25 protein-coding genes and 1 pseudogene are annotated in these 25,559 nt (G+C 69.0%); 15 read left to right on the plus strand and 11 right to left on the minus strand.

Annotated elements, in window-relative coordinates; translation table 11 throughout:
- Window positions 1-8 precede the first annotated feature (8 nt).
- Together AVE30378_RS25520 and AVE30378_RS25525 are read right to left on the minus strand one after the other, a co-directional pair.
- On the minus strand, window positions 9-1,208 hold the full coding sequence (locus tag AVE30378_RS25520; protein WP_129244854.1) for a M20 aminoacylase family protein: 1,200 nt from the start codon (window positions 1,206-1,208) through the stop codon (window positions 9-11).
- 58 nt (window positions 1,209-1,266) lie between these two features.
- Window positions 1,267-2,253 carry a Bug family tripartite tricarboxylate transporter substrate binding protein gene (locus tag AVE30378_RS25525; protein WP_244235145.1) on the minus strand — a complete coding sequence of 329 codons (987 nt, stop codon included), beginning with the start codon at window positions 2,251-2,253 and terminating at the stop codon, window positions 1,267-1,269.
- A 135-nt stretch (window positions 2,254-2,388) separates the two neighbouring features.
- On the opposite strand from AVE30378_RS25525, the gene AVE30378_RS25530 reads away from it, so the two are divergent.
- The gene (locus tag AVE30378_RS25530) at window positions 2,389-3,105 is read left to right on the plus strand and encodes a GntR family transcriptional regulator (RefSeq protein ID WP_129244855.1); all 717 of its coding nucleotides are present in this window, start codon (window positions 2,389-2,391) and stop codon (window positions 3,103-3,105) included.
- A gap of 13 nt (window positions 3,106-3,118) precedes the next feature.
- Here AVE30378_RS25530 and AVE30378_RS25535 read toward each other — a convergent pair whose 3' ends face one another.
- Window positions 3,119-3,967 (minus strand): IclR family transcriptional regulator, encoded by an 849-nt coding sequence (locus tag AVE30378_RS25535; protein ID WP_129244857.1) that lies wholly within the window; start codon window positions 3,965-3,967, stop codon window positions 3,119-3,121.
- Window positions 3,968-4,163: 196 nt separating this feature from the next.
- On the opposite strand from AVE30378_RS25535, the gene AVE30378_RS25540 reads away from it, so the two are divergent.
- Complete coding sequence (locus AVE30378_RS25540) at window positions 4,164-5,801, plus strand: GMC family oxidoreductase (RefSeq protein WP_129244859.1); 1,638 nt, start codon at window positions 4,164-4,166, stop codon at window positions 5,799-5,801.
- Window positions 5,802-5,860: 59 nt separating this feature from the next.
- A complete protein-coding gene (locus AVE30378_RS25545; protein ID WP_129244861.1) occupies window positions 5,861-7,195 on the plus strand; it encodes an MFS transporter in 1,335 nt (444 codons plus the stop codon).
- A gap of 48 nt (window positions 7,196-7,243) precedes the next feature.
- Here AVE30378_RS25545 and AVE30378_RS25550 read toward each other — a convergent pair whose 3' ends face one another.
- The 3 genes from AVE30378_RS25550 to AVE30378_RS25565 all read right to left on the minus strand — a co-directional run bounded on the left by AVE30378_RS25550 (window position 7,244) and on the right by AVE30378_RS25565 (window position 11,033).
- A complete protein-coding gene (locus tag AVE30378_RS25550; protein ID WP_129244863.1) occupies window positions 7,244-8,254 on the minus strand; it encodes an aldo/keto reductase in 1,011 nt (336 codons plus the stop codon).
- Between the two features lie 428 nt (window positions 8,255-8,682).
- Window positions 8,683-9,735 carry a serine hydrolase domain-containing protein gene (locus AVE30378_RS25560; protein ID WP_129244867.1) on the minus strand — a complete coding sequence of 351 codons (1,053 nt, stop codon included), beginning with the start codon at window positions 9,733-9,735 and terminating at the stop codon, window positions 8,683-8,685.
- Between the two features lie 122 nt (window positions 9,736-9,857).
- Window positions 9,858-11,033: a pyridoxal-phosphate-dependent aminotransferase family protein gene (locus AVE30378_RS25565; protein WP_129244868.1), complete on the minus strand. Its 1,176-nt coding sequence runs from the start codon at window positions 11,031-11,033 to the stop codon at window positions 9,858-9,860.
- Between the two features lie 199 nt (window positions 11,034-11,232).
- Between AVE30378_RS25565 and AVE30378_RS25570 the strand changes: the two genes are divergently transcribed.
- The 8 genes from AVE30378_RS25570 to AVE30378_RS25605 all read left to right on the plus strand — a co-directional run bounded on the left by AVE30378_RS25570 (window position 11,233) and on the right by AVE30378_RS25605 (window position 20,039).
- Window positions 11,233-11,982: a GntR family transcriptional regulator gene (locus AVE30378_RS25570; RefSeq protein WP_129244870.1), complete on the plus strand. Its 750-nt coding sequence runs from the start codon at window positions 11,233-11,235 to the stop codon at window positions 11,980-11,982.
- Between the two features lie 71 nt (window positions 11,983-12,053).
- Window positions 12,054-13,625, plus strand: a complete 1,572-nt coding sequence (locus AVE30378_RS25575) for an ABC transporter substrate-binding protein (RefSeq protein WP_129244872.1) — start codon at window positions 12,054-12,056, stop codon at window positions 13,623-13,625.
- A 63-nt stretch (window positions 13,626-13,688) separates the two neighbouring features.
- Window positions 13,689-14,606 (plus strand): ABC transporter permease, encoded by a 918-nt coding sequence (locus AVE30378_RS25580; protein WP_129244873.1) that lies wholly within the window; start codon window positions 13,689-13,691, stop codon window positions 14,604-14,606.
- A 1-nt stretch (window position 14,607) separates the two neighbouring features.
- On the plus strand, window positions 14,608-15,525 hold the full coding sequence (locus AVE30378_RS25585) for an ABC transporter permease (RefSeq protein WP_129244875.1): 918 nt from the start codon (window positions 14,608-14,610) through the stop codon (window positions 15,523-15,525).
- 2 nt (window positions 15,526-15,527) lie between these two features.
- Window positions 15,528-16,517, plus strand: a complete 990-nt coding sequence (locus AVE30378_RS25590) for an ABC transporter ATP-binding protein (protein ID WP_129244877.1) — start codon at window positions 15,528-15,530, stop codon at window positions 16,515-16,517.
- Window positions 16,514-17,500, plus strand: coding sequence for an ABC transporter ATP-binding protein (locus tag AVE30378_RS25595; protein WP_129244879.1), 987 nt, complete (start codon window positions 16,514-16,516; stop codon window positions 17,498-17,500). Before AVE30378_RS25590 ends, AVE30378_RS25595 begins: the two co-directional genes overlap by 4 nt.
- The gene (locus AVE30378_RS25600) at window positions 17,497-18,891 is read left to right on the plus strand and encodes a M20 family metallopeptidase (RefSeq protein ID WP_129244881.1); all 1,395 of its coding nucleotides are present in this window, start codon (window positions 17,497-17,499) and stop codon (window positions 18,889-18,891) included. The genes AVE30378_RS25595 and AVE30378_RS25600 overlap by 4 nt, the downstream gene beginning before the upstream one ends.
- A 173-nt stretch (window positions 18,892-19,064) precedes the next feature.
- On the plus strand, window positions 19,065-20,039 hold the full coding sequence (locus tag AVE30378_RS25605; RefSeq protein WP_129244883.1) for a Bug family tripartite tricarboxylate transporter substrate binding protein: 975 nt from the start codon (window positions 19,065-19,067) through the stop codon (window positions 20,037-20,039).
- A gap of 37 nt (window positions 20,040-20,076) precedes the next feature.
- On the opposite strand, the gene AVE30378_RS25610 is transcribed toward AVE30378_RS25605, so the two are convergent.
- Complete coding sequence (locus AVE30378_RS25610) at window positions 20,077-20,703, minus strand: TetR/AcrR family transcriptional regulator (protein WP_129244885.1); 627 nt, start codon at window positions 20,701-20,703, stop codon at window positions 20,077-20,079.
- A gap of 150 nt (window positions 20,704-20,853) precedes the next feature.
- Between AVE30378_RS25610 and AVE30378_RS25615 the strand changes: the two genes are divergently transcribed.
- From AVE30378_RS25615 to AVE30378_RS25625, 3 genes are all read left to right on the plus strand, one after another.
- The gene (locus AVE30378_RS25615) at window positions 20,854-21,048 is read left to right on the plus strand and encodes a hypothetical protein (protein WP_165360300.1); all 195 of its coding nucleotides are present in this window, start codon (window positions 20,854-20,856) and stop codon (window positions 21,046-21,048) included.
- Between the two features lie 107 nt (window positions 21,049-21,155).
- Window positions 21,156-21,683, plus strand: coding sequence for a hypothetical protein (locus AVE30378_RS25620; RefSeq protein ID WP_129244889.1), 528 nt, complete (start codon window positions 21,156-21,158; stop codon window positions 21,681-21,683).
- 244 nt (window positions 21,684-21,927) lie between these two features.
- Window positions 21,928-22,899 carry a Bug family tripartite tricarboxylate transporter substrate binding protein gene (locus AVE30378_RS25625; RefSeq protein WP_129244891.1) on the plus strand — a complete coding sequence of 324 codons (972 nt, stop codon included), beginning with the start codon at window positions 21,928-21,930 and terminating at the stop codon, window positions 22,897-22,899.
- 24 nt (window positions 22,900-22,923) lie between these two features.
- Here the strand turns inward: AVE30378_RS25625 and AVE30378_RS25630 are convergent, their stop codons facing one another.
- From AVE30378_RS25630 to AVE30378_RS25640, 3 genes are all read right to left on the minus strand, one after another.
- Window positions 22,924-23,238 (minus strand): hypothetical protein, encoded by a 315-nt coding sequence (locus tag AVE30378_RS25630; RefSeq protein ID WP_129244893.1) that lies wholly within the window; start codon window positions 23,236-23,238, stop codon window positions 22,924-22,926.
- The gene (locus tag AVE30378_RS25635) at window positions 23,228-23,734 is read right to left on the minus strand and encodes a 2-thiouracil desulfurase family protein (protein WP_129244895.1); all 507 of its coding nucleotides are present in this window, start codon (window positions 23,732-23,734) and stop codon (window positions 23,228-23,230) included. The genes AVE30378_RS25630 and AVE30378_RS25635 overlap by 11 nt, the downstream gene beginning before the upstream one ends.
- Window positions 23,735-23,817: 83 nt before the next feature.
- Window positions 23,818-24,084, minus strand: a complete 267-nt coding sequence (locus AVE30378_RS25640) for a hypothetical protein (protein WP_129244897.1) — start codon at window positions 24,082-24,084, stop codon at window positions 23,818-23,820.
- A 94-nt stretch (window positions 24,085-24,178) separates the two neighbouring features.
- Between AVE30378_RS25640 and AVE30378_RS25645 the strand changes: the two genes are divergently transcribed.
- A complete protein-coding gene (locus tag AVE30378_RS25645; RefSeq protein ID WP_129244900.1) occupies window positions 24,179-24,982 on the plus strand; it encodes an AraC family transcriptional regulator in 804 nt (267 codons plus the stop codon).
- Between the two features lie 8 nt (window positions 24,983-24,990).
- Here AVE30378_RS25645 and AVE30378_RS32630 read toward each other — a convergent pair.
- Window positions 24,991-25,559 (minus strand): annotated as a pseudogene (locus AVE30378_RS32630) (NYN domain-containing protein); the annotation flags it as partial.

Genomic DNA, 25,559 nt, shown 5'->3' on the forward strand with positions numbered 1-25,559 from the left:
GGCCGCCCTCAGGGCCGCGGGCTGCGCGCCAGCCAGGCTTCGGCCAGCTTCACGAAGGCGCTGGACCCGATGGGCAGCAGCGCGTCGTTGAAGTCGTAGCTGGTGTTGTGGACCAGGCAGGGGCCCATGCCGTGGCCGGACTCGCGATGGTCGCCGTCGCCGTTGCCGATGAAGCAATAGCTGCCCGGCACCGCTTCCAGCATGAAGGAAAAGTCCTCGGCCGCCATGATGGGCGTCTGGACCAGCACCTGTTCCCGACCCACGACCTCGGCCAGGACGTCGCGCATGAAGGCGGTCTCGGCCTCGTGGTTGATGGTGGACGGATAGTGGCGGGTGAAGACGAAGTCGCACTCGGCGCCGAACATGCCGGCCACGTGTTGCGCGATCTCGCCCATGCGCCGCTCGATCAGGTCCAGCGTTTCGCGGGTGTAGGCCCGCACCGTGCCGCGCAGTTCGCAGGTGTCGGGGATGACGTTGACGACTCCGCCCGCCTGCACCGTGGTCACCGAGATCACCGCCGTCTCCAGCGGCTTCTTGTTGCGGCTGATGATAGTCTGGAACGCCTCGATCATCTGGGCTGCCGCGGGAATGGGGTCGATGGCCAGGTGCGGCATGGCCGCGTGGCCGCCCTTGCCACGTATGGTGACGTGGAATTCGCTGTTGGACGCCAGCACCGGGCCCGGCGACGAGGCGAAGCAGCCGACGGGAATGCCCGGCATGTTGTGCATGCCGAACACCGCTTCCATCGGGAATTTCTCGAACAGGCCGTCGCGCATCATTTCGCGCGCGCCGCCGCCGCGTTCTTCGGCGGGCTGGAAGATCAGGTACACCGTGCCGTCGAAGTTGCGGTGGCGCGCCAGGTGCTGCGCCGCGCCCAGCAGCATGGCGGTATGGCCGTCATGGCCGCAGGCGTGCATCACGCCCGCGTGCTTGCTGGCATGCTCGAACTGGTTCGCCTCGTGCATGGGCAGCGCGTCCATGTCGGCGCGCAGCCCCACCGTGCGCGGCGAATCGCCGTTCTTGATCACCCCCACCAGGCCGGTCTTGCCGAATCCGCGGTGCACGGCGATGCCCCAGCCTTCCAGCAATTCCGCCACCAGGTCCGACGTGCGGTTCTCTTCGAATGCCAGCTCCGGATGGGCATGGATGTCGCGGCGGATGCCGCGGATGGAAGGCGAGTTTTCGACAATGTCTTCGATCAGGTTCATAAGGCGATGGCGGCCCCGCCAGCGGGGCCGCGATGAGGGGGTGGGAGAATGGGGGAATTCAATCGGGCTTGATGCCCAGCCTGCGCAGCACGGGGCCGGAGGCGTCCCGTTCGGCCGCGATCCGCTGGGCGAAGGCCGGCGCCGCCAGATGATACGGCAGCGAACCGTGGCTGGCGTACATCTGCTTGAGCGCGCCGTCCTGCTGGGCGCGGCCGATCTCGGCGTTGAGCCGCTGCACGATCGCGTCGGGCGTGCCCGCGCTGGCCGCGACGCCCAGCCACACCGCGCCTTCGAAGCCGCGGAAATTGCGCTCGGCCAGCGTGGGCGCCTTGCCGAAGGCGGCGTCCGGCACCGCTTCGCTGATCGCCAGCACGCGCAGCCGGCCGTCCTTGACCATGGGCTCGACCAGGGCGGTGCCGGCGAAGTACATCTCCGTGTCTCCGGCCAGCACCGAATTCAGCGCGCCGGTGCCGGTCTTGAACGGCACGTGCATGATCTCGACGCCGGCCTGTTCGCGCAGCATCTCGAACAGCACGTGCGGCGGGCTGCCGTTGCCCGAGGACGCGTAGTTCAGCTTGCCCGGCTGCTTGCGCGCCAGCGCCAGCAACTGCTCCAGCGACTGCGCGGGCATCTTGTCGTTGACCGTAAGCGCCATCGGAATGATCGCCAGCGGGCTGACCGGCCGCAGGTCGCGCTCGGGGTCGTAGTTCAGGGCCGGGAAAATATAGGGGTTCCACACCAGGTGCGCGTTGGTGACCAGCGCCAGCGTGTGGCCGTCCGCCGGCGCGGACTTGAGCTGCTGCATCGCCAGCATGCCGCCGGCGCCGGGCTTGTTCTCCACCACCACGGGCTGGCCCAGCGCGTGGTGCAGCCGTTCGGCCAAGGGCCGCGCGAACAGGTCGGGCAGGCTGCCGGGCCCGCCGTTGACCAGGATGGTCACGGGCCGGGTCGGCCAGTCGTCGGCGCGGGCCGAGGGGCCGGCGGCCAGCGCGGCCAGTGCCGCCAGGCAGCCCGCCGCGCGCCGGATGTCGTGTAGCCGTATCACTGCTTGTCTCCTGTGTGCCTGCCGCCGGCTTTGTGCCGGTCATTCTGGGCGGCGTCTTTTTCTACGATAAGCAGCATAAATCTCGGCGTCAATAATTATTATCGAGATTTTTTTCGCGCATGATAAAGTAGCGCCATGTCAGACGCCATGCTGCTCCCTCCGCTCACCCATTCCGCCTCGGCCAACACCCTGGTGGGCGCGGCCTACGTCAGCCTGCGCCGCGACATCATCCAGGGCAAGCTGCCCCCGGGCTCGCGCCTGCGCGTCGAACACCTCAAGGACGACTACGGCGTGGGCGCCGGCACCCTGCGCGAAGCGCTGGCCCTGCTGGTGTCGGACGCGCTCGTCATCGCCCACGGCCAGCGCGGCTTCCACGTCACGCCGATCTCGCTCGAAGACTTCCGCGACATCACCGAAAACCGCGTGCTGCTGGAGACCGAAGCCCTGCGCCAGTCCATCGCCGTCGGCGACGACGACTGGGAAAGCGCCGTGCTGGCCGCCTTCCACCGCCTGGGCAAGGCCGAGCAGCGCCTGGCCTCCGACCCGGAAGCGCGCTTCGAGGAATGGGAACAGCGCAACCGCGAGTTCCACCGCGAACTGATCCGCGCCTGTCCCTCGCGCTGGATGCACCACTTCCTGGGCATCCTGTACCAGCAGGCCGAACGCTACCGTCGCCTGACCGTCACGCGCAAGCCCATCGCGCGCGACCTGCACGACGAACACCAGGGCATTCTCGACGCCACGCTGGCCCGCGACGCCGACCGCGCCTGCGCGCTCTTGGCCAGCCACATCCGCCTGACCTACGACGCCGTCGCGCGGCTGCCGCCCGAACTGTTCACGCCTTCGGCCTGAACCGCCGGCGCGGTCAGCCCGCGCCCGCCCGGTGCTGCGCCAGCACCTCGCGCAGGGATTGCGCCGCCCGTTCCAGGATGGGCACCGCGCGCAGCAGTTCGTCGAGCATCACGCGGGCCGTGGGCGCGTGGCAGGCCACCGCCGCCACGACACGCTCGTCCGCGTCGCGCACCGGCACCGCCACCGCGCTCATGCCGCGCACGAATTCCTCGTTGTCGATGCCGATGCCCCTGGCGGCCAGGCGTTCCAGTTCCTCTTCGAGCCTGGCCGGGTCCGTCAACGTGCGCGGCGTGTTGCGCGTGAGCGGCAGCCGCGCCAGCACGCGGCCGCGCTCCAGGCGGTTCATGGAAGCCAGGAACAGCTTGCCGCTGGCGGTGCAGTGCATGGGCACGTGGCTGCCCACCGCGAAGAACAGCCGCAGCGGCTCGGTGGTTTCCACGCGTTCCATGTAGACCACGCGGTCGCCGTCGGGCGCGGTGAGGTTGCAGGTTTCGCCCAGGGTGCCGACCAGTTGCGCAAGCACGGCGCGGCAGGCTCGCGTGAAGGCGGACGCGCGCAAGGTGGACAGGGCCAGGGCAGAGGCCTGCGGCCCCGGCACATAGCCGTTCTCGGTGGGCGTGGCGGCCACGAAACCGGCGCGCTGCATGGCCGCCAGCAGGCGCATCAAGGTGGTCTTGGGCATGTCGAGCCGCTGCGCCAACTGAGCCAGCGTGGGCGGATGCTGGGCCCGCGCCAGATGATCCAGCACCAGCAGCGCGCGCAGCGAACGCGACGCTTCCTGCGTCTCGCCGGCCGCGCCGTCGTCCGCCCGCGCCGATGCTGCACTGCGATTTTGAAACTGAATCCGCATATTCTGTTCCACTTTTCCGCCCCTGCGCGTGTTGTGCTTTGTTCCGCGCGCCTGCTTCCTAGAATCGCCACAAATGCACGAAGGCCCGCGCTGCGCCGGACCCTCGATCCAGTATATAAGTGCGCCCCACAACGACAAGCAGGGTAAACGCGCCGTCGGACGTTCCGGCCGGGCGCGCGGCGCCCTGCTGCAGGGAGAACTTGCGGACATGTCCGATACCGTGGATTACATCGTGGTTGGGGCCGGTTCGGCCGGATGCGTGATGGCCAACCGGCTGAGCGCCAGCGGCGCGCATTCCGTCTGCCTGCTGGAAGCCGGGCCCAAGGACAGCTACCCGTGGATACACATCCCCATCGGCTATGGGAAGACGATGTTCCACAAGGTCGTGAACTGGGGCTACTACACGGACCCCGACCCCAACATGCTGGACCGGCGCATCTACTGGCCGCGCGGCCGCACGCTGGGCGGGTCCAGCGCCATCAACGGCCTGATCTACATCCGCGGCCAGCGGCGCGACTACGACGCCTGGGCCGCGGCCGGCAACCCGGGCTGGAGCTGGGACGATTGCCTGCCCTACTTCCGCAAGCTGGAAAACAATGACCTGGGCCCCGGCCCCACGCGCGGCACCGACGGCCCGCTCAACGCCACCTCCATCAAAACGCCGCATCCGCTGGTGCAAGGGTTGATCGCCGCGGCGGAAAGCCTGGGCGTTCCCCGCGTGGACGACTTCAATACCGGCGACCAGGAAGGCGTGGGCTACTACCAGCTCACCACGCGCAACGGCCGCCGCTGCTCCACCGCCGTCGCCTATCTGCGGCCCGCCCAGGGGCGCGCCAACCTGCGCGTGGAGACCGGCGCGCACGCCATGGCCATCCTGTTCGAAGGCACACGCGCCTGCGGCGTGCGCTACCGGCAGCACGGGCAGGTGCGCACCTTGCGCGCCCGCCGCGAGGTGGTGCTGTGCGCCGGCGCGCTGCAGTCGCCCCAGTTGCTGCAGCTTTCCGGCGTGGGCCCCGCCGCGCTGCTGCGCCAGTTCGGCATCGGGATCGTGCGCGACCTGCCCGGCGTGGGCGAAAACCTGCAGGACCACCTGCAGATCCGGCTGATATACGAAACCACCCGCCCCATCACCACCAACGACCAGCTACGCACGCTGTCCGGGCGCGCCCGCATGGGGCTGGAGTGGCTGCTGTTCCGCAGCGGCCCGCTGGCGGTGGGCATCAACCAGGGCGGGCTGTTCTGCCGCGTGGACCCGGCCAGCCGCACGCCCGACACCCAGTTCCATTTCGCCACGCTGTCGGCCGACATGGCCGGCGGCAAGGTGCATCCGTTCTCGGGCTGCACCTATTCGGTGTGCCAGTTGCGCCCCTCGTCGCGCGGCCGCGTGCGCTTGCGCAGCGCCGATCCCTTCGAGGCGCCGTCCATGCAGCCGAACTACCTGTCGACCGAACTGGACCGCCGCATGACGGTAGCCGCGGTGAAGTACGCACGGCGGATCGCCGCGACCCCGCCGCTGGCCGGGATGATGAAGCGCGAATTCCGCCCCGGGCCGGACGTGCGCGCGGACGACGAGATCCTGCACTTCTGCCGCGAGTACGGCGCCACGATCTTCCATCCGTCGGGCACCGCGAAGATGGGGCCGCGCAGCGATCCCATGGCCGTCGTGGACGAGCGCCTGCGCGTGCACGGCGTGGCGGGGCTGCGCGTGGTGGATTGCTCGATCATGCCCACGCTGGTTTCCGGCAACACCAACGTGCCGGTGGTGATGCTGGCCGAACGCGCGGCCGATTTCATATTGCAAGAACTCAGGCAGGCGCATCCGCAGGCGCTGCAGGTCGCCGCCTGAACCCCCACGGCGCAGGACGACGCAGATTGTCCGGCCGCCACCCCCAAAGGAGACTAGACATGGCCAAGCAGAACGAAGCCGCGGTGCGCAGAGTCGTCGCCGCGTCGCTGATCGGCGCCACCATCGAGTGGTACGACTTTTTCTTGTATGGCGTCGTCGCAGGCATTGTGTTCAACAAGCTGTATTTCCCCACCGGCGACCCGCTGGTCTCCACCATGCTGGCCTACACCACCTTCGCGGTGGGCTTCGTCACCCGGCCGCTGGGCGGGCTGATCTTCGGCCACTTCGGCGACCGCATCGGCAGGAAGAGCATGCTGGTGATGACCTTGATGATCATGGGCGTGGCGACCTTCCTGATCGGCCTGGTCCCCACCTACGACAGCATCGGCATCTGGGCGCCCATCCTGCTGCTGCTGCTGCGCGTGTTCCAGGGCATCGGGCTGGGCGGCGAATGGGGCGGCGCGGTGCTGATGGCCTACGAGTACGCGCCGCCCGGCAAGAAAGGCTTCTACGCGTCGCTGCCGCAGATCGGGCTGGCGATCGGGCTGTGCCTGGCCTCCGGCACGGTGGCGCTGCTGTCCACCCTGCTGACCGACGCGCAGTTCATGGCCTGGGGCTGGCGCGTCGCCTTCCTGGCGTCCGCCGCGATGGTGCTGGTCGGCATGTACATCCGGCTGAACATCAAGGAAACGCCCGAGTTCGCGGCGGTCAAGAAGAACAACGCCGAAAGCCGCATCCCCTTCGCCGACATGTTCAAGCGCTATCCGGGCAACGTCTTCAAGGGCATGGGCGCGCGCTACATCGACGGCGTGTTCTTCAACGTGTTCGGCGTGTTCTCGATCTCGTACCTGACGCAGACCGTGCAGATCACGCGCACCGAGGCGCTCATCGGCGTGATGGCCGCGGCCCTGGTCATGTGCTTCTTCATTCCCTTCTTCGGCCGCCTGTCGGACCGCGTCGGACGCACGCGGGTCTATTTCTGGGGGTCGCTCATCACCGCCGCGGCGTCCTTCCCCGGCTTCTGGCTGATGCTCAACAGCCAGGGCAGCGTCATGCTGATCTGGCTGGCCATCATCGTGCCGTTCGGCATTCTGTACGCCGCCGTGTACGGGCCGGAGGCGGCGCTGTTCTGCGAACTGTTCGACGCCAAGGTGCGCTACACCGGCATTTCCTTCGTCTACCAGTTCTCGGGGATCTTCGCCTCGGGCATCACGCCCATCATCGCGACCGCGCTGCTCAAGACGGGCGGCGGCGAGCCCTGGCTGATCTGCCTGTACGTGCTGTTTTCGGGCGTGGTGTCGGCGGTGTGCGCGTGGCTGATCGGGCGCGGCAAGCAGCCCGCGGAGGAAGACGCCGCCGCGTCCCTGCCGCCCGCGAGCCTGCGCAAGGCGTAAGCCGGGAACCGCGCCGCGCCGGGTGGATCCGGGGCGGCGCGGACCGCTTCAGGCCGCCGCCACCGGCCGGCCGTAGAACGGATAGTTCGGATCGTTGTAGCCGTGCGACGAGGCATGGCCCGGCGTCACCCAGCCGTTCACGACGGTCTCGTCCTCGGCCGTGATCGTCACGTCCAGGGCGGCGTAGTAATCGTCCATCTGCGCCAGGGTGCGCGGCCCGGCGATGACGGCGGTGATGACCGGATTGGCCAGCACCCAGGCGGTGGCGAAATGCCCCGCCTGCACGCCGCGCGCCGCGGCGTGCGCCACCAGCTTCTGCGCGATTTGGAGGGATTCCTCGCGGAACTCGGTCGCCAGGATGCGGGAATCGCCGCGGCCCGCCCGCGTATCCTCCGCCGGCGCCTGGCCCGGCAGGTACTTGCCGGTCAGCACGCCGCGCGCGATCGGGCTGTAGGGCACCACGCCCAGGCCGTAGTGCTTGCAGGCCGGCAGGATTTCCACTTCGGGGCCGCGGTTGAGCATGTTGTAGTACGGCTGGCACACCACCGGCTGGGGCACGCCCATTTTCTCGCACAGGCGCATGACTTCGGCGATGCGCCAGCCGCGGAAGTTGGACAGCCCGAAGCTGCGCAGCTTGCCCGCGCGGATCAGGTCGCCCAGCGCCCACAGCGCCTCTTCCAGGTTCTCTTCGTGGTAGTCGCGGTGCAGGTAGAGGATGTCCATGAAGTCGGTGTCCAGCCGGGCCAGGCTGGCCTCCACCCCGCGGACCAGCCACTGGCGCGAATAGTGCGACCGGTTCGGCCCCTTGCCCACCGGGTTGCCGATCTTGCTGGCCAGCACCCAGTCGTGGCGCTGCCCTTTCAGCAGCTTGCCCACCACTTCTTCCGAGCGGCCGCCGTTGTAGACGTCGGCGGTGTCGATGAAATTCAGCCCGTGATCGCGCGCCGACGCGACGATGCGGGCGGCTTCCTCGTCGGGCGTCTGCTCCCCGAACATCATGGTGCCCAGGCATAGCGGGGATACACGGAGATTGCTGCGGCCCAGTCGGCGGTAGTTCATGGCTAGCTTCCTCTCATTCACGGAAATGGATTAGACGCGAGCATGCAACGGCAAGCCCGTGCCCGTCAAACCGGGCCCGCATCTAGAGCATTTTTGGTTGGATTGTTGACGTTCGGTTTTGTGAGGCCGGAGTTCTTGAACCGCCGGCGTCCGCCCATGAAGGGGGGGAAAGAATGCCCCCACGCCGCGCCTTCGGCTTGCTGCCCCCCAAGGGGGCGCTTTTTGCCTTGGGGCGGCCCGGCGGCAAAAAAACCTCGTATGACGCGACTGTCAGCCGAGGACCCCGGAGACATCCGAAGCGCAGCCCCACCGGGGCGAGCATCGGAATGGCGCAGGGCAGCCTCGGCGGTTTAGAACCCCGACATCCGCAAGCTCGAAGCCCCCGCGCCCTAGATCCTGAACGTCAAGAACCAACCCAAAAGAACGCGCTAGACGCCAGCGTCCACCGCCGCCAGGATTTTGCCGAACAGCGCGTCGGCATGGGCGGAATTCAGCCACCGCACGATCACGACCATCTTGCGTTCGGGTTCGACCCACGTGAACGAGCTGCCCGCGCCCACGCCAAAGAAGCTGGACGCCGGCACGCTGGGGAACACGCGGCCTTCGTGGTTCAGCCAGATGAGATAGCCGTAGTACGGCGCGATGGCGCAAGGCGTGCGCATGGCCTGGATCCATTCGGCGGACAGCACCTGGCGGCCGTTGGCCTGGCCGCCGTTGAGCAGCATCTGGCCGATCAGCGCCTGGTCGCGGGCGCTGATGGACATGCCGCCGCCCCAGTGCGAACCGCCCGGCACGGACGGCATGCGCTGGCCGTCGATTTCGACCCAGGCGTTGTCGTAGCCCACCCATTGCCAGTTTTCGCTGGCGCCGATCGGGCGCGTGACGGCCTCGCGGAAGACCTCGGGCAGCGGCTTGCGGAACAGGTGCAGAAGCGCATACGAAAGCTGGTTGATGCGCACGTCGTTGTATTCCCAGTACGTGCCCGGGCGCTGCAACGGCCGCGCGTCGCCCTTCTTGCCGTCGGGCGGCACGCCGAAGGTGACGGCGCGGTAGCGGTCGGCCTGGTCGGACACGCCGAAGCGCTCGCCTTCCCATTCGCTCGTCTGCTGCAACAGGTGGCGCCAGGTGATGTCGGCATTCTGGCCGCTGTCGAAGCCGATGCCGGGCACGCGCTTGCCGACCGGCTCGTCCACGTCCGGCAGCAGGCCGCGGTCATGCGCCACGCCCGCCAGGATCGCCAGGTAGAGTTTGGCGACGCTGAACGTCAGGTCGGCGCGGTCGGGCTCGCCCCAGGACGCGACGGTCTTGCCGTCCACCACCACCACGCCCGACACCGGGCCGCGATCGTGGATGGGGCCCAGCAGGCGGTTCCAGGGCGGCGGATCGTTCAGGTGCACGCCAAAGACGCCCTTGACGCTGCGGTCCCAGGCGGATTCGTGGTCATTGGCGAACTGGATCGCCTGCTGCATGAGCGTATTCATTCGTTGTCCTCGTCGTCATCCACAGTGTTTTCAATCGGGGGCGCCGCCGGATCCGGCTCCGCCGGTCCGCCAGCGCCGCCCCCTGGGGGGCCCGCGTCAGCGGGTTGGGGGGGGGCAAACCCCTACCCCACCAGGAATTCCATCGCCGCCCGCACGCCGCCCGGACGATGCGGCACGCCGGCGGCGGCCAGCCCCATCTCCACACCGGCCAGCGTGCCGCACAGCGTCAGGTCGTTGAAGTGGCCCAGGTGGCCGATGCGGAAGACGCGGTCGGCCAGCTTGCCCAGGCCCTGCCCCAGCGACATGTCGAACCGTTCCAGCACCACCTTGCGGAAGGCGTCGGCGCCGTGTCCCGCCGGCATCAGCACCGCGGTCAGCGCCGGGCTGTGCGCGGCCGGGTCCAGGCTCAGCAGTTCCAGCCCCCAGGCATCCACCGCCAGGCGCGTGGCCTGTCCGTGGCGGCGGTGGCGAGCAAATACCTGCGGCAGGCCTTCCGCCTGCAGCATGGCCAGGGCCTCGTGCAGCCCGTAAAGCAGGTTGGTCGACGGCGTGTACGGAAAATAGCCGCGCGCGTTCGCCGCCAGCATTTCGCGCCAGTCCCAGTACGAACGCGGCAGGCGCGCCCCGTCGGCCGCGGCCAGGGCCTTGGCGCTGACGGCGTTGAAAGCCAGGCCGGGCGGCAGCATCAGCCCTTTCTGCGAACCCGCCACCGTCACGTCCACGCCCCATTCGTCATGGCGGTAGTCGATGGAGCCCAAGGACGAAATCGTGTCCACCATCAGCAGCGCCGGGTGCCCTGCGCGGTCGATCGCCTTGCGCACCGCCGCGACGTCGCTGGTGACGCCGGTGGAGGTCTCGTTGTGCACTACGCACACGGCCTTGATCCGGCGGTCCGCGTCGCCGGCGAGGCGGGCGCCGATGGCGGCCGCGTCCACCGGACGGCGCCAATCGCCCTCCAGGAAATCCACGTCCAGGCCCAGCCGCCCCGCCAGCTTGCGCCAGAGGCTGGCGAAATGCCCGGTCTCGACCATGAGCACGCGGTCGCCCGGCGACAGCGTATTGACCAGCGCGGCTTCCCAGGCGCCGGTGCCCGACGACGGGAAGATCACCACCGGCGCCTGGGTCTGGAATACCTGCTTGACCCCGCTCAGCACCGCCAGTCCCAGCGCGCCGAATTCCGGGCCGCGGTGGTCGATGGTGGGCTGGTCGATGGCGCGCAGCACGCGGTCGGGAACGTTGGTCGGCCCCGGAATCTGCAGGAAGTGCCGGCCGGAAGGATGGTTGTTCAGCGTAAGCATGCGACGCCCCAAAGTGGAATCTTTTTGTATACCAACGAAAGGTGCCGGCAGACAAACAGTGTATGCCCAGCATTCGGACTTGCGGCATGCGCCACTCTATCCCATTGTTTTTACGTTAATAACCTAGGGTATACACCCATCAGACCATTTGCCATCCGGGTTTATAGTTCCGCAAAACACGGGGAATATTTGTATACCAATGAGCAGCGCTTCCAGCCTGATGCCCGCTTCCGCCGCCGACGCCGCGGCCGAAACCCCGCCCCAGGCGGCGCGCGGCGCGGGCAACGGCCGCACGCTGCCGGCGACGGTGGCCGGGCAACTGCGCGAACGCATCATCCAGGGGGAATTCCCGCCCGCCTCGCGCCTGAACGAACGCGCGCTGTGCGACCTGCTGGGCGTGTCCCGCACGCCCTTGCGCGAAGCGTTCCGCCTGCTGGCCGCCGAAGGCCTGGTGCAGATCGAGCCGAACCGGGGCGCGCAGGTGGTGGCGCTGTCCGAGGCCAACATCCGCGAAGCCTTCGAAGTGATCGGCGGCCTGGAAGCCATGTCGTGCCGGCTGGCCTGCGAACGCGCCACGGACCTTGAAATCGCCGAGATCCGGGCGCTGACCTATGAAATGATGGCCAGCCACGCGCGCCGCGACCTGCCCACCTATTTCCGGACCAACCGCGAGATCCACGAACGCATCAGCCTGGCCTCGCACAACAGCCTGCTCAAGCAGTTGTACGACGCCCAGAACGCGCGCATCCAGAACCTGCGGTTCGTCTCGAACGAAAACCGCCAGAAATGGGACCTGGCGATGCGCGAACACATCGAGATGGCCGAGGCCCTGGAAGCGCGCGACGCCGACCGGCTGGCCGGCATCATGCGCCAGCACCTGCAACGCAAGTGCGAAGCCGCGCTGGCGGCCTTGCGCCATGCGCCCGCCGCGCCGCCCGATTCAGACTGACACCCCTTTCCCGCCCGACGGTTACGCAGTAGATACGCAGTACGTGCAGTGACTTCCACAGGAGCCTCGCCATGGCCGATTGCCGCGTCCCCCCCGTATCATCCCCGCCTTTCCTCCGCAGCTTCCCCCCGCTCAAGGCCCTGGCCGCCGCCATGCTGGCCTGCGCCGCGCTCGCGGCCCAGCCGGCCCTGGCCGGCAAAAAGGACGACACTCTGCGCATGGCGTACGACCAGGCGCCCGAAAGCGTGGACCCGTACTACAACAACGTGCGAATCGGCGTCATCATCGCCGCCAACGTCTGGGACACCCTGCTCTACCGCGATCCGGTCACCAACGAATACAAGGGGCAGCTCGCCAAGAGCTGGAAGCAGGTCGACGACAAGACCCTGGAATTCGAACTGCGCGAAGGCGTCAAATTCCACAACGGCGAAGAGTTCGACGCGGACTCGGTGGTGTACACGCTGAACTATGTGGCCGATCCGAAGAACAAGGCCGTGACGCAGCAGAACGTGGCCTGGATCGACAAGGTCGAGAAAATCGACAAGTACAAGGTGCGCCTGACCACCAAGGAACCCTTCCCCGGCGCCAAGGAATACCTGTCCACCACCGCCGCCATCCATCCGGCCAAGTACTACCAGGAGGTCGGCCCCAAGGGCATGAACGCCAAGCCCGTGGGCTCGGGTCCGTACAAGGTGGTGGACTACCAGCCCGGCAAGTCCATCACGCTGGAACGCAACGCCGACTACTTCAAGGATTCGCCCAAGGCCCAGCCGAAGATCGGCAAGGTGGTCATCCGCTTCATCCCCGACCGCCAGACGCAGATGGCCGAAGTCATCTCGGGCGGCGAGGACCTGATCATGAGCGTGCCCAAGGACCAGGCCGAACAACTGGGCGCGATGCCGGCGCTGCAGATGGTCACGGGCGACACCATGCGCATCGTCTTCATGCAGATGAACATCCTGGAAGGCACGCCGGCGCCGCAGCTCAAGGACGAGCGCGTGCGCCGCGCCATCATCCACGCGATCGACCGCGAGTCCATGCTCAAGAATATCGTGGGCGAAGGCGGCGGCCTCATCAACACCATCTGCACGCCCTCGCAGGTGGGCTGCACCCAGGACGGCGCCCCGGTCTACAAGTACGATCCCGCGCTCGCCAAGAAACTGCTGGCCGAGGCCGGCTACCCGAACGGCTTCGACATCGACATCGTGGCCTACCGCGAACGCAACCAGACCGAAGCCATCATCAACTACCTGCAGGCGGTCGGCATCCGCGCCAAGCTGAACTTCCTGCAGTACGCGGCCATGCGCGACATGATCCGCGCCAACAAGGCCTCGCTCACGCACCAGACCTGGGGCTCCAACCTGGTCAACGACGTGTCCGCCTCCACGCCGGTGTACTTCGCCTTCGGCAACGACGACATCACCCGCGACCCGCAGGTCCGGGACCTGCTCAACAAGGGCGACCACACGATAGAAAGCGCGGCGCGCAACGCCGCCTACAAGCAGGCGCTGGACCAGATCGCGCAGAAGGCCTACGCGGTGCCGCTGTGGACGCTGCCGGCGTACTACGTCGCCACCAAGGACGTGAACTTCAAGCCCTACTCGGACGAGCTGGTGCGCTTCTGGGACATGAGCTGGAAGTAAGGCGCGGCCTGCGCCGGGCCGGCCGCAAGCCGGTCCGGCGGCGCGAAACGGAGAGGAAGTCCTATGCTTTACTTCACGATCAGGCGCCTGGGCCTGGCGGTGCTGGTGGCGCTGACCGTCTCGATCCTGGCGTTCCTGCTGCTGCACCTGTCGGGCGATCCGGCGCTGGCGCTGGCCGGCGAAGGCGCGCGGCAGGCCGACATCGACATGATCCGCAAGACCTACGGCCTGGACCGGCCGCTGGCCGTGCAATACGCCGACTGGCTCTGGCACATCCTGCAGGGCGATTTCGGCACCTCGGTGTATTTCAAGACCGAGGCCGGGCCGCTGATCCTCTCCAAGCTCAAGACCACGCTGCTGCTGGGCCTGGGCGCGCTGGGCTTCGCCCTCGCGATCTCCATTCCGCTGGGCGTGCTGGCCGCGCTGTACAAGGGCAGCCTGATCGACCGCGCCTGTCTGGCCATCGCGGTGCTGGGCCAGGCGCTGCCCAACTTCTTCTTCGCGCTGATCCTCATCATGCTGTTCTCGATCTCGCTGCGCCTGCTGCCGGTATCGGGCAGCGGCAGTTGGCAGCATTTCGTGATGCCGGCGATCGCGCTGGGCTATTACGTGGCTCCCGCCTTCATGCGCCTGATCCGCGCCGGCATGATCGAAGTCCTGGCCGCCGACTACATCCGCACCGCGCGGGCCAAGGGCCTGCCGGCACGCACCATCGTCTTCAAGCACGCGCTGCGCAACGCCATCGTGCCGGTGGTGGCGCTGGCGGCGGTGCAACTGGGCTACCTGCTGGGCGGCTCGGTCGTCATCGAAACCATCTTCGCGCTGGACGGCCTGGGCTACCTGGCCTACCAGAGCATCACCTACAAGGACTATCCCGTGATGCAGCTCATCGTGCTGCTGCTGTCGGTGCTGTACGTGCTCCTGACCCTTGCCTCCGATATCGCCAACGCGTGGCTCGATCCCCGCATCCGGGTGTCCTGACATGACCGCGCCCACCCTGACCCCATCCGTGCCCGGCACGCCCCCGCAGGCGCCGCTGGAACTGTCCGCATCCGCCCTGCGCTGGCGCCGGCTGCGGCGCAACAAGGCGCTGCTGGCCGGCGGCGGCATCCTGCTGGCCATCGTGCTCATCGCGCTGCTCGCGCCCTGGATCTCGCCGCACGACCCCTACTTCCAGGACCTGGCGTACCGCACCGCGCCGCCCGTCTGGTACGACAAGGGCACCTGGCTGCATCCGCTGGGCACCGACCAACTGGGCCGCGACTACCTGTCGCGCCTGTTCTACGGCGCCCGCATTTCGCTTTTGATCGGCATCAGCGTCGCGCTGATCTCCGGCCTGATCGGCACGGCCATGGGCATGGCGGCCGGCTACTTCGGCGGCAAGACCGACATGGCCGTGTCCTTCCTGATCACCACCCGCCTGTCCATGCCCGTGATTCTGGTGGCGCTGGCCACGGTGGCCATCGTGGGCGGTTCGCTCTGGGTCGTGATCCTGGTGCTGGGGCTGCTCAAGTGGGACCGCTACGCGGTCGTCATGCGCAGCGCCACCCAGCAGGTCCGTTCGCTGGAATACGTGGCCGCGGCGCAGGCGGCGGGCGCGTGCACCTGGCGCATCGTCTGGGGCGAGGTGCTGCCCAACGTGGTGCCGCAGTTGATCGTGATCGCCACGCTGGAAGCCGCCAGCGCCATCCTGCTGGAAGCCTCGCTGTCCTTCCTGGGCCTGGGCGTGCAGCCCCCGCTGCCGTCGTGGGGCCTGATGATCTCCGAAGCCAAGGCGTACATGTTCTTCTCGTTCTGGCTGATCGCCATTCCCGGGTCGGCGCTGGCCCTGCTGATCTTCGCCATCAACCTGGCGGGCGACGGGCTGCACCAGCTCCTGACGCCCGAAGAGAGGGCCTGACCATGACCGACAACGAAATCGTCCTGGACGTAGAAGGGCTGACCGTCGACATCGCCACGCCGCGCGGCGCCCTGCACGCGGTGCGCGACGTGTCCTTCCAGGTCAGGCGCGGCGAAACGCTGTGCCTGGTCGGGGAATCGGGCTGCGGCAAGTCCATGACCTCGCTGGCCATCATGGGCCTGCTGCCCAAGGCCGCGCAGCGCCGCACCCGCCGGCTGTCGGTGCTGGGCGAGGACCTGTCCGCCGCGCGCGGGCGGCGGATCAACGCCCTGCGCGGCAGCAAGATGGCCATGATCTTCCAGGAGCCCATGACGGCGCTGAACCCCGCCTACGCCATCGGCGAACAACTGACCGAACACTACATTCACCATTGCAAGGCCGGCACGCGGCAGGCGCGGGACCGCGCGGTCGAACTGCTGGAGAAGGTCGGTATCGCCTCGGCGGGGCAGCGGCTGGCCCAGTATCCGCACCAGTTGTCGGGCGGGCTGCGCCAGCGGGTGATGATCGCCATGGCGCTGATGTGCGGGCCCGAACTGCTGATCGCCGACGAGCCCAGCACCGCGCTGGACGTCACCATCCAGGCGCAGATCCTGCGGCTGCTGGCCGATCTGCAGGCCGAACTCGGCATCGCGATGGTGCTGATCACCCACGACCTGGGCGTGGTCGCGCGCATCGCGCGGCAGGTGGCCGTGATGTACGCCGGCCAGATCGTCGAGGAAGGGCCGGTGGCCGAGCTCTTCGCCTCGCCCCGCCATCCCTACACCGAAGGACTGCTGGGCTGTATCCCCGTGCCCGGCCGCACGCCGCCGGGCGAAGCGCTGGGCACCATCCCCGGCGTCGTGCCCGCGCTGGTGGGCGACCTGCAAGGCTGCGCCTTCTTCGACCGCTGCCCCCATGCGCAAGAACGCTGCCGCCAGACCGTGCCCGTGCACGGGGCCGAAACGGGGCAACGCTGGCGCTGCGTCCTCCACCCGGAAGGAGCCCTGGCATGAATTCATTGCCATTGCTGCAAGCCGATGCCGTCAGCCGGCAGTTCTCGATCCGGTCGGGCATGTTCCGCCCGCGCAGCACCCTGCATGCCGTCAATGGCGTGGACCTGGCGGTGGAGCGCGGCGCGGTGCTCGGCATCGTGGGCGAATCGGGCTGCGGAAAATCCACGCTGGCCCGCATGCTGCTGGGCCTGACACCCCCGACCGAAGGCGCGGTGCGGCTGGACGGGCAGGACATCCGCGGCCTGGGCCGGCGCGCGCTGGCCCGCCGCGTGCAGCCGATCTTCCAGGACCCATATTCCTCGCTGAATCCGCGGCGCTCCATCGCCTCCATCGTGTCCCTGCCGCTGGAGGTGCACGGCATCGACAACCCCGGCCAGCGCAAGGCCATCGAGATGCTCGAACGCGTGGGGCTGCCGCCGCGGCTGGCCCACAACACCCCGGGCCAGTTGTCCGGCGGGCAGCGGCAGCGCGTGGCCATCGCGCGCGCGCTGGTGATGCATCCCGAGATCGTCATCTGCGACGAACCCACTTCCGCGCTGGACGTGTCGGTGCAGGCGCAGATCATGAACCTGCTGATGGACCTGCGGCGCGAGTTCAATCTCACCTACGTCTTCATCAGCCACAACCTGGCGGTGGTGGAGCACATCGCCACCCACGTGGCGGTGATGTACCTGGGCAGGGTCGTGGAATCCGCGTCCACGGCGCAACTCTTCCACGATCCCCGCCATCCCTACACCCAGGCGCTGCTGGCCTCGGTGCTGACGCCCGAGCCCGGCCTGGGGATCCCGGACATGGGGCTGGGACTGTCGTTCCCGGACCCGCTGCATCCGCCCTCCGGCTGCCCGTTCCACCCGCGCTGCCAGCACGCCATGCCGCTATGCAAGACGGAACGCCCGCCGCTGGCCCGGCGCGAACAGGCCCTGGTGGCCTGCCACCTCTATCCCACCGCCCCCTCTTCCCCCAACGGAGCCCAGCCATCATGACCCGCGCACATGCCATCGCCCAGGCGGAACAGTGTTTCGATTCCGGCGCCTTCCGCGCCCTGCTGGCGCGCCGCCTGGCGATGCCCACCGAAAGTCAGAACCCTGAACGCGCCGCGGTCCTGGCCGACTACCTGGAAAGCGAGATCCGGCCGGCCTTCGAGGCCCTGGGCTTCGCCTGCCGGACCTTGACGCATCCGAAGGCGTTGGCGCCGTTCCTGTACGCCGAACGCATCGAGGACCCGGCCCTGCCCACCGTGCTGGGCTACGGCCACGGCGACGTCATCCGCGGCCTGGAACGGGAATGGAAGGAAGGCCTGTCGCCCTGGGCGCTGACCGAATCCGAAGGCCGCTGGTACGGCCGCGGCATCGCCGACAACAAGGGCCAGCACACCATCAATATGGAAGCCTTGCGGCTCGTGCTGGAAACGCGCGGCAAGCTGGGCTTCAACGCCAAGTACTTAATCGAGATGGGCGAGGAAACCGGCTCGATGGGCCTGCGCGAACTGTGCGAGGAACACCGGGACCTGCTCTCGGCCGACCTGCTCATCGCTTCCGACGGGCCGCGGCTGAGCGCGCAGCGGCCTACCGTGTTCCTGGGCGCGCGCGGCAGCCTGAACTTCGACCTCACCATCGACGCCCGCGCCGGCGGCCACCACTCGGGCAACTGGGGCGGCCTGATCTCCAATCCCGGCATCCAGTTGGCCCATGCCATTTCCACGCTGGTGTCGCCCACGGGCCAGATCCGCGTTCCCGAATGGGTGCCCGCCGAATTGCCGCCCGCGGTGCGGCGCGCCCTGGCCGACTGTCAGGTGGACGGCGGCGCCGACGGCCCCGAGATCGAACCCGGCTGGGGCGAGCCCGGGCTGTCGCCCGCCGAACGCGTGTTCGGCTGGTGCTCGTTCGAGGTCCTGGCCTACAAGACCGGCAATCCGGACACCCCCGTCAACGCCATTCCGCCCAAGGCCTGGGCGCGCTGCCAGTTGCGCTTCGTGGTGGGCGTGGACCCCGACGAACTCATCCCCGCCCTGCGCCGCCACCTGGACCGCCAGGGCTTTCCCATGGTCAAGATCACGCTGACGCGCGAAAGCATGTTCCGCGCCACCCGCATCGACCCGGAGGACGCCTGGGTGCGCTGGGCGGTGGCGTCGCTGGAGCGCACCTCGGGCGCCAAGGCGGCCGTGCTGCCCAACCTGGGCGGGTCGCTGCCCAACGACATCTTCACGGACGTGCTGGGCCTGCGCACGGTCTGGGTGCCGCACTCCTACCCCGGCTGCTCGCAACACGCGCCGAACGAGCACCTGCCCCCGGACCTGCTGCGCCAGGCCCTGAGCCTGATGACCGGGCTGTACTGGGACCTGGGCGCGGGCGGCACGCCGGCGCTCGCCCGTTGAGCCAGGCGACGGATTGCGCGCCCCGGCCCGGCGAGGGCCGGGCTTTATCGCCTGCGGAAATAAACAAGCGCCGAATAAATCGTTGCCGAATGCAACAACGGTCATTAGAGTCCAACGCCGTCATGCCGCGTCCGCATCCCGCCGGCGCGCCGCCACAACCAAGATCCCACTCCATGTCCCTTCGCTTCCAGCCTGCCCGCCGCCATACCCTGCTTGCCCTCGCTCTCGTCATCGCCGGCATGGGCGCCGCCCACGCCGAGCAACGCGTGATCCGCATCGTCGTGCCCTACGGCACGGGCGCCGTCCAGGACACGATCGCGCGCGCCATCGGCGACGAACTGGGCCAGGCGCTCAACGCCTCCATCGTGGTGGAGAACCGCGCCGGCGCCGGCGGCACCGTGGGCACGGCCCAGGTCGCCCGCGCCAAGCCCGACGGCAACACCCTGGTCCTGGCGGCCGCCAGCCACCACATCGCGGGCTATCTGTACAAGAACCTGAGCTACGACCCCTACAAGGACTTCACCGGCGTGGCCTACCTGGGCAACACCGGCTACATCATCCTGGCGTCCGCCTCGCTGAACGCCAAGAACACCGCCGAATTCATCCAGGCCGTCCGCGCCAAGCCCGGCGCGTACGATTACGCTTCGGCGGGCAACGGCAGCGCCTCGCATTTGGGCATGGCGTCCTTCCTGACCGCCGCGGGCGCGCAGATGCAGCACATCCCCATGAAGTCCACGGGCGACGCCGTGACCGAACTGCTGGCCGGCCGCGTCCAGGCCGTGACCGCCGCCACCATCGGCGTGACGGCGTACCGCAACGACCCGCGCGTGACCTTCCTGGCCTATACCGGCAAGACGCGCTCGCGCTTTGCGCCCGACCTGCCCACCGCCGCCGAAAGCGGCCTGCCCGGCTATGCCTTCGATTCCTGGCTGGGCCTGCTGGCGCCGGCCGGCATCGCCGCCGCGGACCGCGACCAGATCAACGCCGCGGTCAACAAGGTGCTGGCCGACCCCAAGGTGCAGACGCGACTGGCCTCGCTGGGCGTGGAAGCCGAAGCCAAGTCGGCCGCGCAATTCCAGGATCTGCTGAAAGCGGATTGGGAAGCGGCCGAGAAGGTGGTGGCGGCATCGGGCGCGCGGGTGGAGTGAGGCGGCCGACCGCTCCAAGGCAAAAAAAAGCCTCCGGCTAGGAGGCTGATCGGGGCGGCTGCCGTTTTCGCATGCCGTCGAGCAAGAGGTCCGTGATGAAGTCCGCCAGCGCCTCCCGCCGTTCGGCGTCCGGGGCTTGGCGGGTGAACCGCTCGATGATGCCCATCAGCGACTGGGCGAACCAATCGGCCCGGACTTCCGTCCTGAACAGGCCCGCCTGCTGCTCGGCGCGCACGTTGTCGGCGATCATCGCCACCAGTTCGTCCTTCAGCGCTTCCGCCGCGGCGACCTGGAAGAAGCCGATGCGCGTCAGGTTGGGATCTTCCTGCAGAATGCCCAGAAGGGCGCTCACGCCCTGCCGGATGCGGCCGGCAAGCTCGGCCCCGGCCAGCCCGGCCGGCAGGCGGGCCTGGCCGATGGCGTGCCGCAAGCGCTGCGCGAACATGCCCACCAGTTCATCGTAGGCGGCTTGCTTGCTGGTGAAGTATTGATAAAAGACAGGCTGGGTGACGCCGGCCCGGGCGACAATGTCGCTGATCCGCGTATGCTGGAACCCGCGTTCCGCGAACTCCGCCGCGGCGACCTCCAAGAGCTGCAACCGGGTGCGTTCACCTTTCGTAAGACGCTTGTCTTGCGATGAAGAAGGGGGTGGTACCGTAATCATCGCGAGAAAGTACTACCGTTCAACACTTTTAGCCACTCCTTCGGCAGGGATACCGCCCCGCCGATGCCGCCCCCTGCGCCCTCCTCGCTTCCGGCTGCGTGCCCTGTACAAGACCATGCAACCCTACGCGCGCATTGCGCGGAATCGATGATGCCGCAGGAATCGCAGACCCATTTCCGGAACTGGTGCGTGGAAAAGGCGGGTTACGAAACTTACGAAACCTTGAACCGCGAACCCTCGGGTTTCGACGACAAAGCGCAGGTCCGCTTGCGGGCCGCGGAGTCGCGCCCGTGCAACAGCGGGCAACTGCCGCTGGCGCCGCGCCGCCACCCTGAAACGGGTTGAAATCCCGGTAGCGCTTGAGACACCCTGTAGCGGCGGCGCGGCGGTAAAGTAAGGCTATCGCCCCGGTTCGCGCAACATGCCGGCCGGGGCGCACAAGGAGCAGAATCATGAAGCGGTTTTCGAGCCGGGCGGCGGTTGCGGCGCTGGCTCTGGCAATGGCCAGCGCGCCGGCGATGGCAGGCGGCGGGTATCGGTATGGGTACGGCCATGGCGGCGGTTATCACCACCACCACGGCGGTGGCAGTTCCACCGGCTGGTGGGTGGGCGGCGCATTCGCGCTGGCTGCGGTCGGCCTGATGCTGGCGGCGGACTCCGGCCCGTCCTATGTGCAGACGGGCGTCTACGCGCCCGGCGTGGTCTACACCAGTCCGCCCGTCTATGCAGCTCCGGTCTACGACGCCCCGCTCTACGAAGCGCCTCCGGTCTACGCGCCGCCGCAGGCGCAGTACGCCCCGGTGCAGTACGAGCCCGCCCCGCGCGCCGACTCGGCCCAGGCCAGCGCCACCACGGACTGCCGGCGCTGGGCCATGAACCAGAGCGGCTACGACCCGGCCACCATCTCGCAATGGACCACGCAGGTGATGGTGGATACGTACAACCGCATGCTGGATTCCTGCATGACCAGCCGCAGGTAAGCCCCCCCGTACCCGCTGGCGCGGGCCCCCCAGGGGGCGGCGCTGGCGGACCGGCGGAGCCGGATCCGCGGCGCCCCCGCTCGGGGAAGAGCCAGGTCCGTCATGCGAGAGCTGTGCGCTTCCCTACGGGTATACCCGGTTGTCTCCACGCGCCGGCGTGCACACACTGCACGCCGGCGCGCCGTGTTGGACGGCCGCCATCGCGCCCGGGCGGAAAATGCCGGGCATCAAGGGGAAATGAAGCATGTTGAATTTGAAGCGGATCGCCGGGCTTTGCGCGTTGGGCGCGGCCTGCGCGTTCTCCGGCGCCGTACAGGCCCAGGCCGACGCCAAGGCCATGACCATCGTGGTGCCCTATGGCGCCGGCGGCATCGTCGACAACACCGCCCGCGCGTTCGCCCAGAAGCTGGCGGCGGAGCTGGGCAGGCCCGTGGTGGTGGAGAACCGCGGCGGCGCGGGCGGCATGATAGGCATGAATGCCGTGGCCCGCGCCCATGACGAGAACACGCTGGGCTTCACCGCCGTCAGCCCCGTGACGCTGTCGCCGCACGTGATGAAGACTCTGTACGACCCGCTGAAGGACCTGGCTCCGGTCGCCGCCGTCATGTATTCGCCGGTCTATCTGGTGGGCGGTCCGAAGTTCACCGGCAAGACCTTCAAGGACATGCTGGCCCAGGCCAAGGCCGATCCCGACGGCCTGTCGCTGGCGACGGCCGGCGTCGGCTCGCTGGGCCACCTGATGCTGGAACAGATCAACGGCCAGGCCGGCGTGCGCATCGCGCACGTGCCGTACAAGGGCATGGCCCAGATGGTGCCCGACGCGCTGGGCGGCCAGTTCACGCTGATGCTGGTCAACGCGTCCGGCCCGATCAACGCGCTGATCGACGAAGGCAAGCTGGCGCTGCTGGCGGTGGGGTCGCCCGTCCGCCTGCCGGGCCGGCCGGACACACCCACGCTGGCCGAACTGGGCTATCCCATGGCCAACATGACGTCCACCTTCGGCTTCTTCGCCCCCGGCGGCGCCAGCCCGGAATTCCGCGCCCGCATGAATGGCCTGATCAACAAGATCGCCGCCATGCCGGACGTCAGCAAGCCGCTGACCGACGCGCTGAACATCATGTCGCCCGGCACGGTGGAACAGTTCGCGGCCCAGGTGCAGAAGGAATACGCCGACAACGGCAAGATCGTGAAAGATGCCAATATCCGCGCCGAATAGGCCCCGCGGCGGCGGGACGGCGGATCAGCGCCGGCCCGCCCGCCAGGCGCACAGCAGGCCGGCGATCAGCAGCGCGCCCGCCGGCAGGACCCAGACGAAGCCCGCATCCGTGTAGACCACCTGGTCGACGGGATCGTAGTGGCGTCCCAGCTCGTTGAAATCCCACTTCAGGTATTGCGCATACCAGGCATAGAAGCACAACGCGGACAGGCCCAGGCAGGCCGCGCACGCCGCGCGCAGGCGGGCGCCGCGTCCGGCCCGCGCCGCCGCTTTCCATGCCAGCGCCGCGCAGCCCGCCGCGCCCAGCAGCGCCAGCCAGGCCCCCACGTCAGCCGCCATCGTCCGCCTCCAGGCCGGCCAGCCAGGCTTGCGCCTCCTGCCATTGCTTTTCACTGAACACGCGCACGCCGGCGCGGCCCAGCAGTTCGGCCGTCACGCCCTGGCCGGGCAGTTTGCGGCCGGCGAAATGGCCGTCATACACGTAGCCGCTGCCGCAGGACGGGCTGCCTTCCTTCAGCACCGCGACGCGGATGGCGTGGCGGCTCGCGGCCGCCAGCGCCTCCCGGGCGCCTTGCACGAACGGCGCCGTCACGTCCTCTCCCGACACCGCCACGACGCGGGCGCGGCCGGCCAGCACCGCCGCCGCGCCGGCGCCCGGCTCGATCTCGGCCGGCGGCCGGGGAACGGGCAGGCCGCCGGCCATCTCCGGACAGACGGACACCACGCGCCCTTCCCGCAGCCAGCGCGCCAGCACCGCGTTGTCGCGCGACACGCCGCGCCCGTCGTAGCGCACGGGATTGCCCAACAGACAGGAGCTGACCAAGACGTATTGCATGCGTAATTCCGGCAGACAGGGCATTGCGCCGCGGGGGTCCGCCGCCATGGCCCGGTCCAAAGCCGGAATGATAGAGCACGGCGTCACTCGCCGTCCGCGCGCTGCGCCGCCAGCCAGGCCCGCAGCGCGGGATCGCGCACCTCCAGCACCTCGAACAGGCCCAGCGCGCGCAAGGCGGGCAAGGCCTCGCGGATGTCCCGCCGCGCCTCGGCCACGGCTTGCGCCGGAGCCCGCGGGTCGGCGCAGACGCGGGCGTTGGCCAGGAAGGCCCCCACCGTGCCCTTGCGCACCGCCACGCCATTGAAATCGCCCTGGTCCCTGCCGTCGGGCAGAACGTCCTGTGCTCGCATGATTGCTCCCGGTAGTCCGATACAGGGGTTACGATAGCCCCGCCACCCTGGCAAGTCTGCGTTGTTCAGGTCATTCGATACGGTGTTTCGGCCAATGCCATCCCCTGCTCCCGCCCTGCCCCTGCTGGATCCCGGACTCGCCGGGTCGCGCGGCGGGCCCCGCCTGATCGCCGTCCGCCGCCATGACGGCGCGCTGCGGCAGACCGCCATGCACCGGCACGCGCGCGGCCAATTGCTGGGCGCGTATCGCGGACTGCTGACCGTCTACGCCGGGGACCGGCAATGGGTGGTGCCTTCGAGCCAGGCCGTCTGGATGCCGCCCGGGCAGGCGCATGGACTGCGCTCTCACGGCCCCTACGCGGGCTACAGCGCCTACCTCAGCCCCGCCGCGTGCGCCGGCCTGCCGGCCGCGCCCTGCGTGCTCGAGGCCTCCGCCCTGCTGCTGGCGGCCGTCGAGCGCGCGTCGGTCTGGACGGCCGGCGAGGGCGACGCGGCCGCCCCCGCGCGCCGGCGCATCGTGGAGCTGATCCGGGACGAAATCCGCACCCTGCCGCAGGCCGGCGCGGCCTTGATCCTGCCCCTGGATCCCCGGCTGCAACGGCTGGCGCTCGCGCTGTCGGACCAGCCGTCGGACACGCGCTCGCTGGAAGACTGGGCGGCCGCCATCGGCATGGCGCCGCGCACGCTGGCCCGCCGCTACCTGGCGGAAACCGGGCTGACCGTGGGCGCGTGGCGGCAGCGCGCCCGCCTGATGCGGGCGCAGGAAATGCTGGCGGCCGGCGCCACCGTGACCACCGTTGCGCTGGAACTGGGCTACGACAACGTCAGCGCCTTCATCGCCATGTTCAAGCGCGAACTGGGCACCACGCCGGGCCGCTATAGCGCCCCGGCGGGTTAGCCGCCCGCTCAGGATTCCGCGTCGGCCTTCTTCGTCCGGCGGGCGGCGGTCTTGCGGGCGGGCTTGGCGGGCGCGTCGGAGGCGGTTTTGGCCGGCGCCGGATCCGCCGCCGCGGCCGTCTTGGCGGCGGCCGTCTTGGTGGCGGTGCGGCTGCGGGCCGCGCCTCGCTTCGCGGCGGGCTTTTCAGCGGCGGACGAGCGGGCTTCCGGCTTGGCCGCGGCGGCGGCCACGCCGCCCTCGAACGGGTCGGCCACCTTGGCCGGCGCCTTGCTGGAAGACTGGCGGATTTCCACCACGGGTTCGGCAAACGTCCATTCGGCGATGTCCACCGCGGGCAGCGGCTGGCGCGCCTGCGGCAGCGGCTTGGGCATGGGCGGAAGCCGGGAAACCTGCACGGGCTTGGGCTCCTGCGCCCGCGCCAGGGCATCGGCCCGCATGGCCTCCAGGGCGGCGGCTTCCCGGGCGACCTCCCTGGCGGCTTCCGCGTCCCGCTCGTCCTGCGCGGCAGCGTCGGCCGCCGTCTGGGACGCGGCGGGCGCTTGCGCGGGCGCTGGCTCGTCGGCGGGCGCGGCCGACG

Origin of the sequence: Achromobacter veterisilvae (assembly GCF_900496975.1) — a bacterium.
Classification (GTDB): Bacteria; Pseudomonadota; Gammaproteobacteria; order Burkholderiales; family Burkholderiaceae_B; genus Achromobacter; species Achromobacter veterisilvae.

What these genes read in the sequence shown, in the direction of transcription:
- AVE30378_RS25635 (WP_129244895.1), bottom strand. Translation starts at nt 23,734, where the DNA reads ATGCAATACGTCTTGGTCAGCTCCTGTCTGTTGGGCAATCCCGTGCGC.
- AVE30378_RS25575 (WP_129244872.1), top strand. Translation starts at nt 12,054, where the DNA reads ATGGCCGATTGCCGCGTCCCCCCCGTATCATCCCCGCCTTTCCTCCGC.
- AVE30378_RS25520 (WP_129244854.1), bottom strand. Translation starts at nt 1,208, where the DNA reads ATGAACCTGATCGAAGACATTGTCGAAAACTCGCCTTCCATCCGCGGC.
- AVE30378_RS25620 (WP_129244889.1), top strand. Translation starts at nt 21,156, where the DNA reads ATGAAGCGGTTTTCGAGCCGGGCGGCGGTTGCGGCGCTGGCTCTGGCA.
- AVE30378_RS25595 (WP_129244879.1), top strand. Translation starts at nt 16,514, where the DNA reads ATGAATTCATTGCCATTGCTGCAAGCCGATGCCGTCAGCCGGCAGTTC.
- AVE30378_RS25600 (WP_129244881.1), top strand. Translation starts at nt 17,497, where the DNA reads ATGACCCGCGCACATGCCATCGCCCAGGCGGAACAGTGTTTCGATTCC.
- AVE30378_RS25530 (WP_129244855.1), top strand. Translation starts at nt 2,389, where the DNA reads ATGTCAGACGCCATGCTGCTCCCTCCGCTCACCCATTCCGCCTCGGCC.
- AVE30378_RS25610 (WP_129244885.1), bottom strand. Translation starts at nt 20,703, where the DNA reads ATGATTACGGTACCACCCCCTTCTTCATCGCAAGACAAGCGTCTTACG.
- AVE30378_RS25590 (WP_129244877.1), top strand. Translation starts at nt 15,528, where the DNA reads ATGACCGACAACGAAATCGTCCTGGACGTAGAAGGGCTGACCGTCGAC.
- AVE30378_RS25615 (WP_165360300.1), top strand. Translation starts at nt 20,854, where the DNA reads ATGCCGCAGGAATCGCAGACCCATTTCCGGAACTGGTGCGTGGAAAAG.
- AVE30378_RS25625 (WP_129244891.1), top strand. Translation starts at nt 21,928, where the DNA reads ATGTTGAATTTGAAGCGGATCGCCGGGCTTTGCGCGTTGGGCGCGGCC.
- AVE30378_RS25585 (WP_129244875.1), top strand. Translation starts at nt 14,608, where the DNA reads ATGACCGCGCCCACCCTGACCCCATCCGTGCCCGGCACGCCCCCGCAG.
- AVE30378_RS25645 (WP_129244900.1), top strand. Translation starts at nt 24,179, where the DNA reads ATGCCATCCCCTGCTCCCGCCCTGCCCCTGCTGGATCCCGGACTCGCC.
- AVE30378_RS25570 (WP_129244870.1), top strand. Translation starts at nt 11,233, where the DNA reads ATGAGCAGCGCTTCCAGCCTGATGCCCGCTTCCGCCGCCGACGCCGCG.
- AVE30378_RS25630 (WP_129244893.1), bottom strand. Translation starts at nt 23,238, where the DNA reads ATGGCGGCTGACGTGGGGGCCTGGCTGGCGCTGCTGGGCGCGGCGGGC.
- AVE30378_RS25580 (WP_129244873.1), top strand. Translation starts at nt 13,689, where the DNA reads ATGCTTTACTTCACGATCAGGCGCCTGGGCCTGGCGGTGCTGGTGGCG.
- AVE30378_RS25565 (WP_129244868.1), bottom strand. Translation starts at nt 11,033, where the DNA reads ATGCTTACGCTGAACAACCATCCTTCCGGCCGGCACTTCCTGCAGATT.
- AVE30378_RS25540 (WP_129244859.1), top strand. Translation starts at nt 4,164, where the DNA reads ATGTCCGATACCGTGGATTACATCGTGGTTGGGGCCGGTTCGGCCGGA.
- AVE30378_RS25605 (WP_129244883.1), top strand. Translation starts at nt 19,065, where the DNA reads ATGTCCCTTCGCTTCCAGCCTGCCCGCCGCCATACCCTGCTTGCCCTC.
- AVE30378_RS25560 (WP_129244867.1), bottom strand. Translation starts at nt 9,735, where the DNA reads ATGAATACGCTCATGCAGCAGGCGATCCAGTTCGCCAATGACCACGAA.
- AVE30378_RS25640 (WP_129244897.1), bottom strand. Translation starts at nt 24,084, where the DNA reads ATGCGAGCACAGGACGTTCTGCCCGACGGCAGGGACCAGGGCGATTTC.
- AVE30378_RS25545 (WP_129244861.1), top strand. Translation starts at nt 5,861, where the DNA reads ATGGCCAAGCAGAACGAAGCCGCGGTGCGCAGAGTCGTCGCCGCGTCG.
- AVE30378_RS25550 (WP_129244863.1), bottom strand. Translation starts at nt 8,254, where the DNA reads ATGAACTACCGCCGACTGGGCCGCAGCAATCTCCGTGTATCCCCGCTA.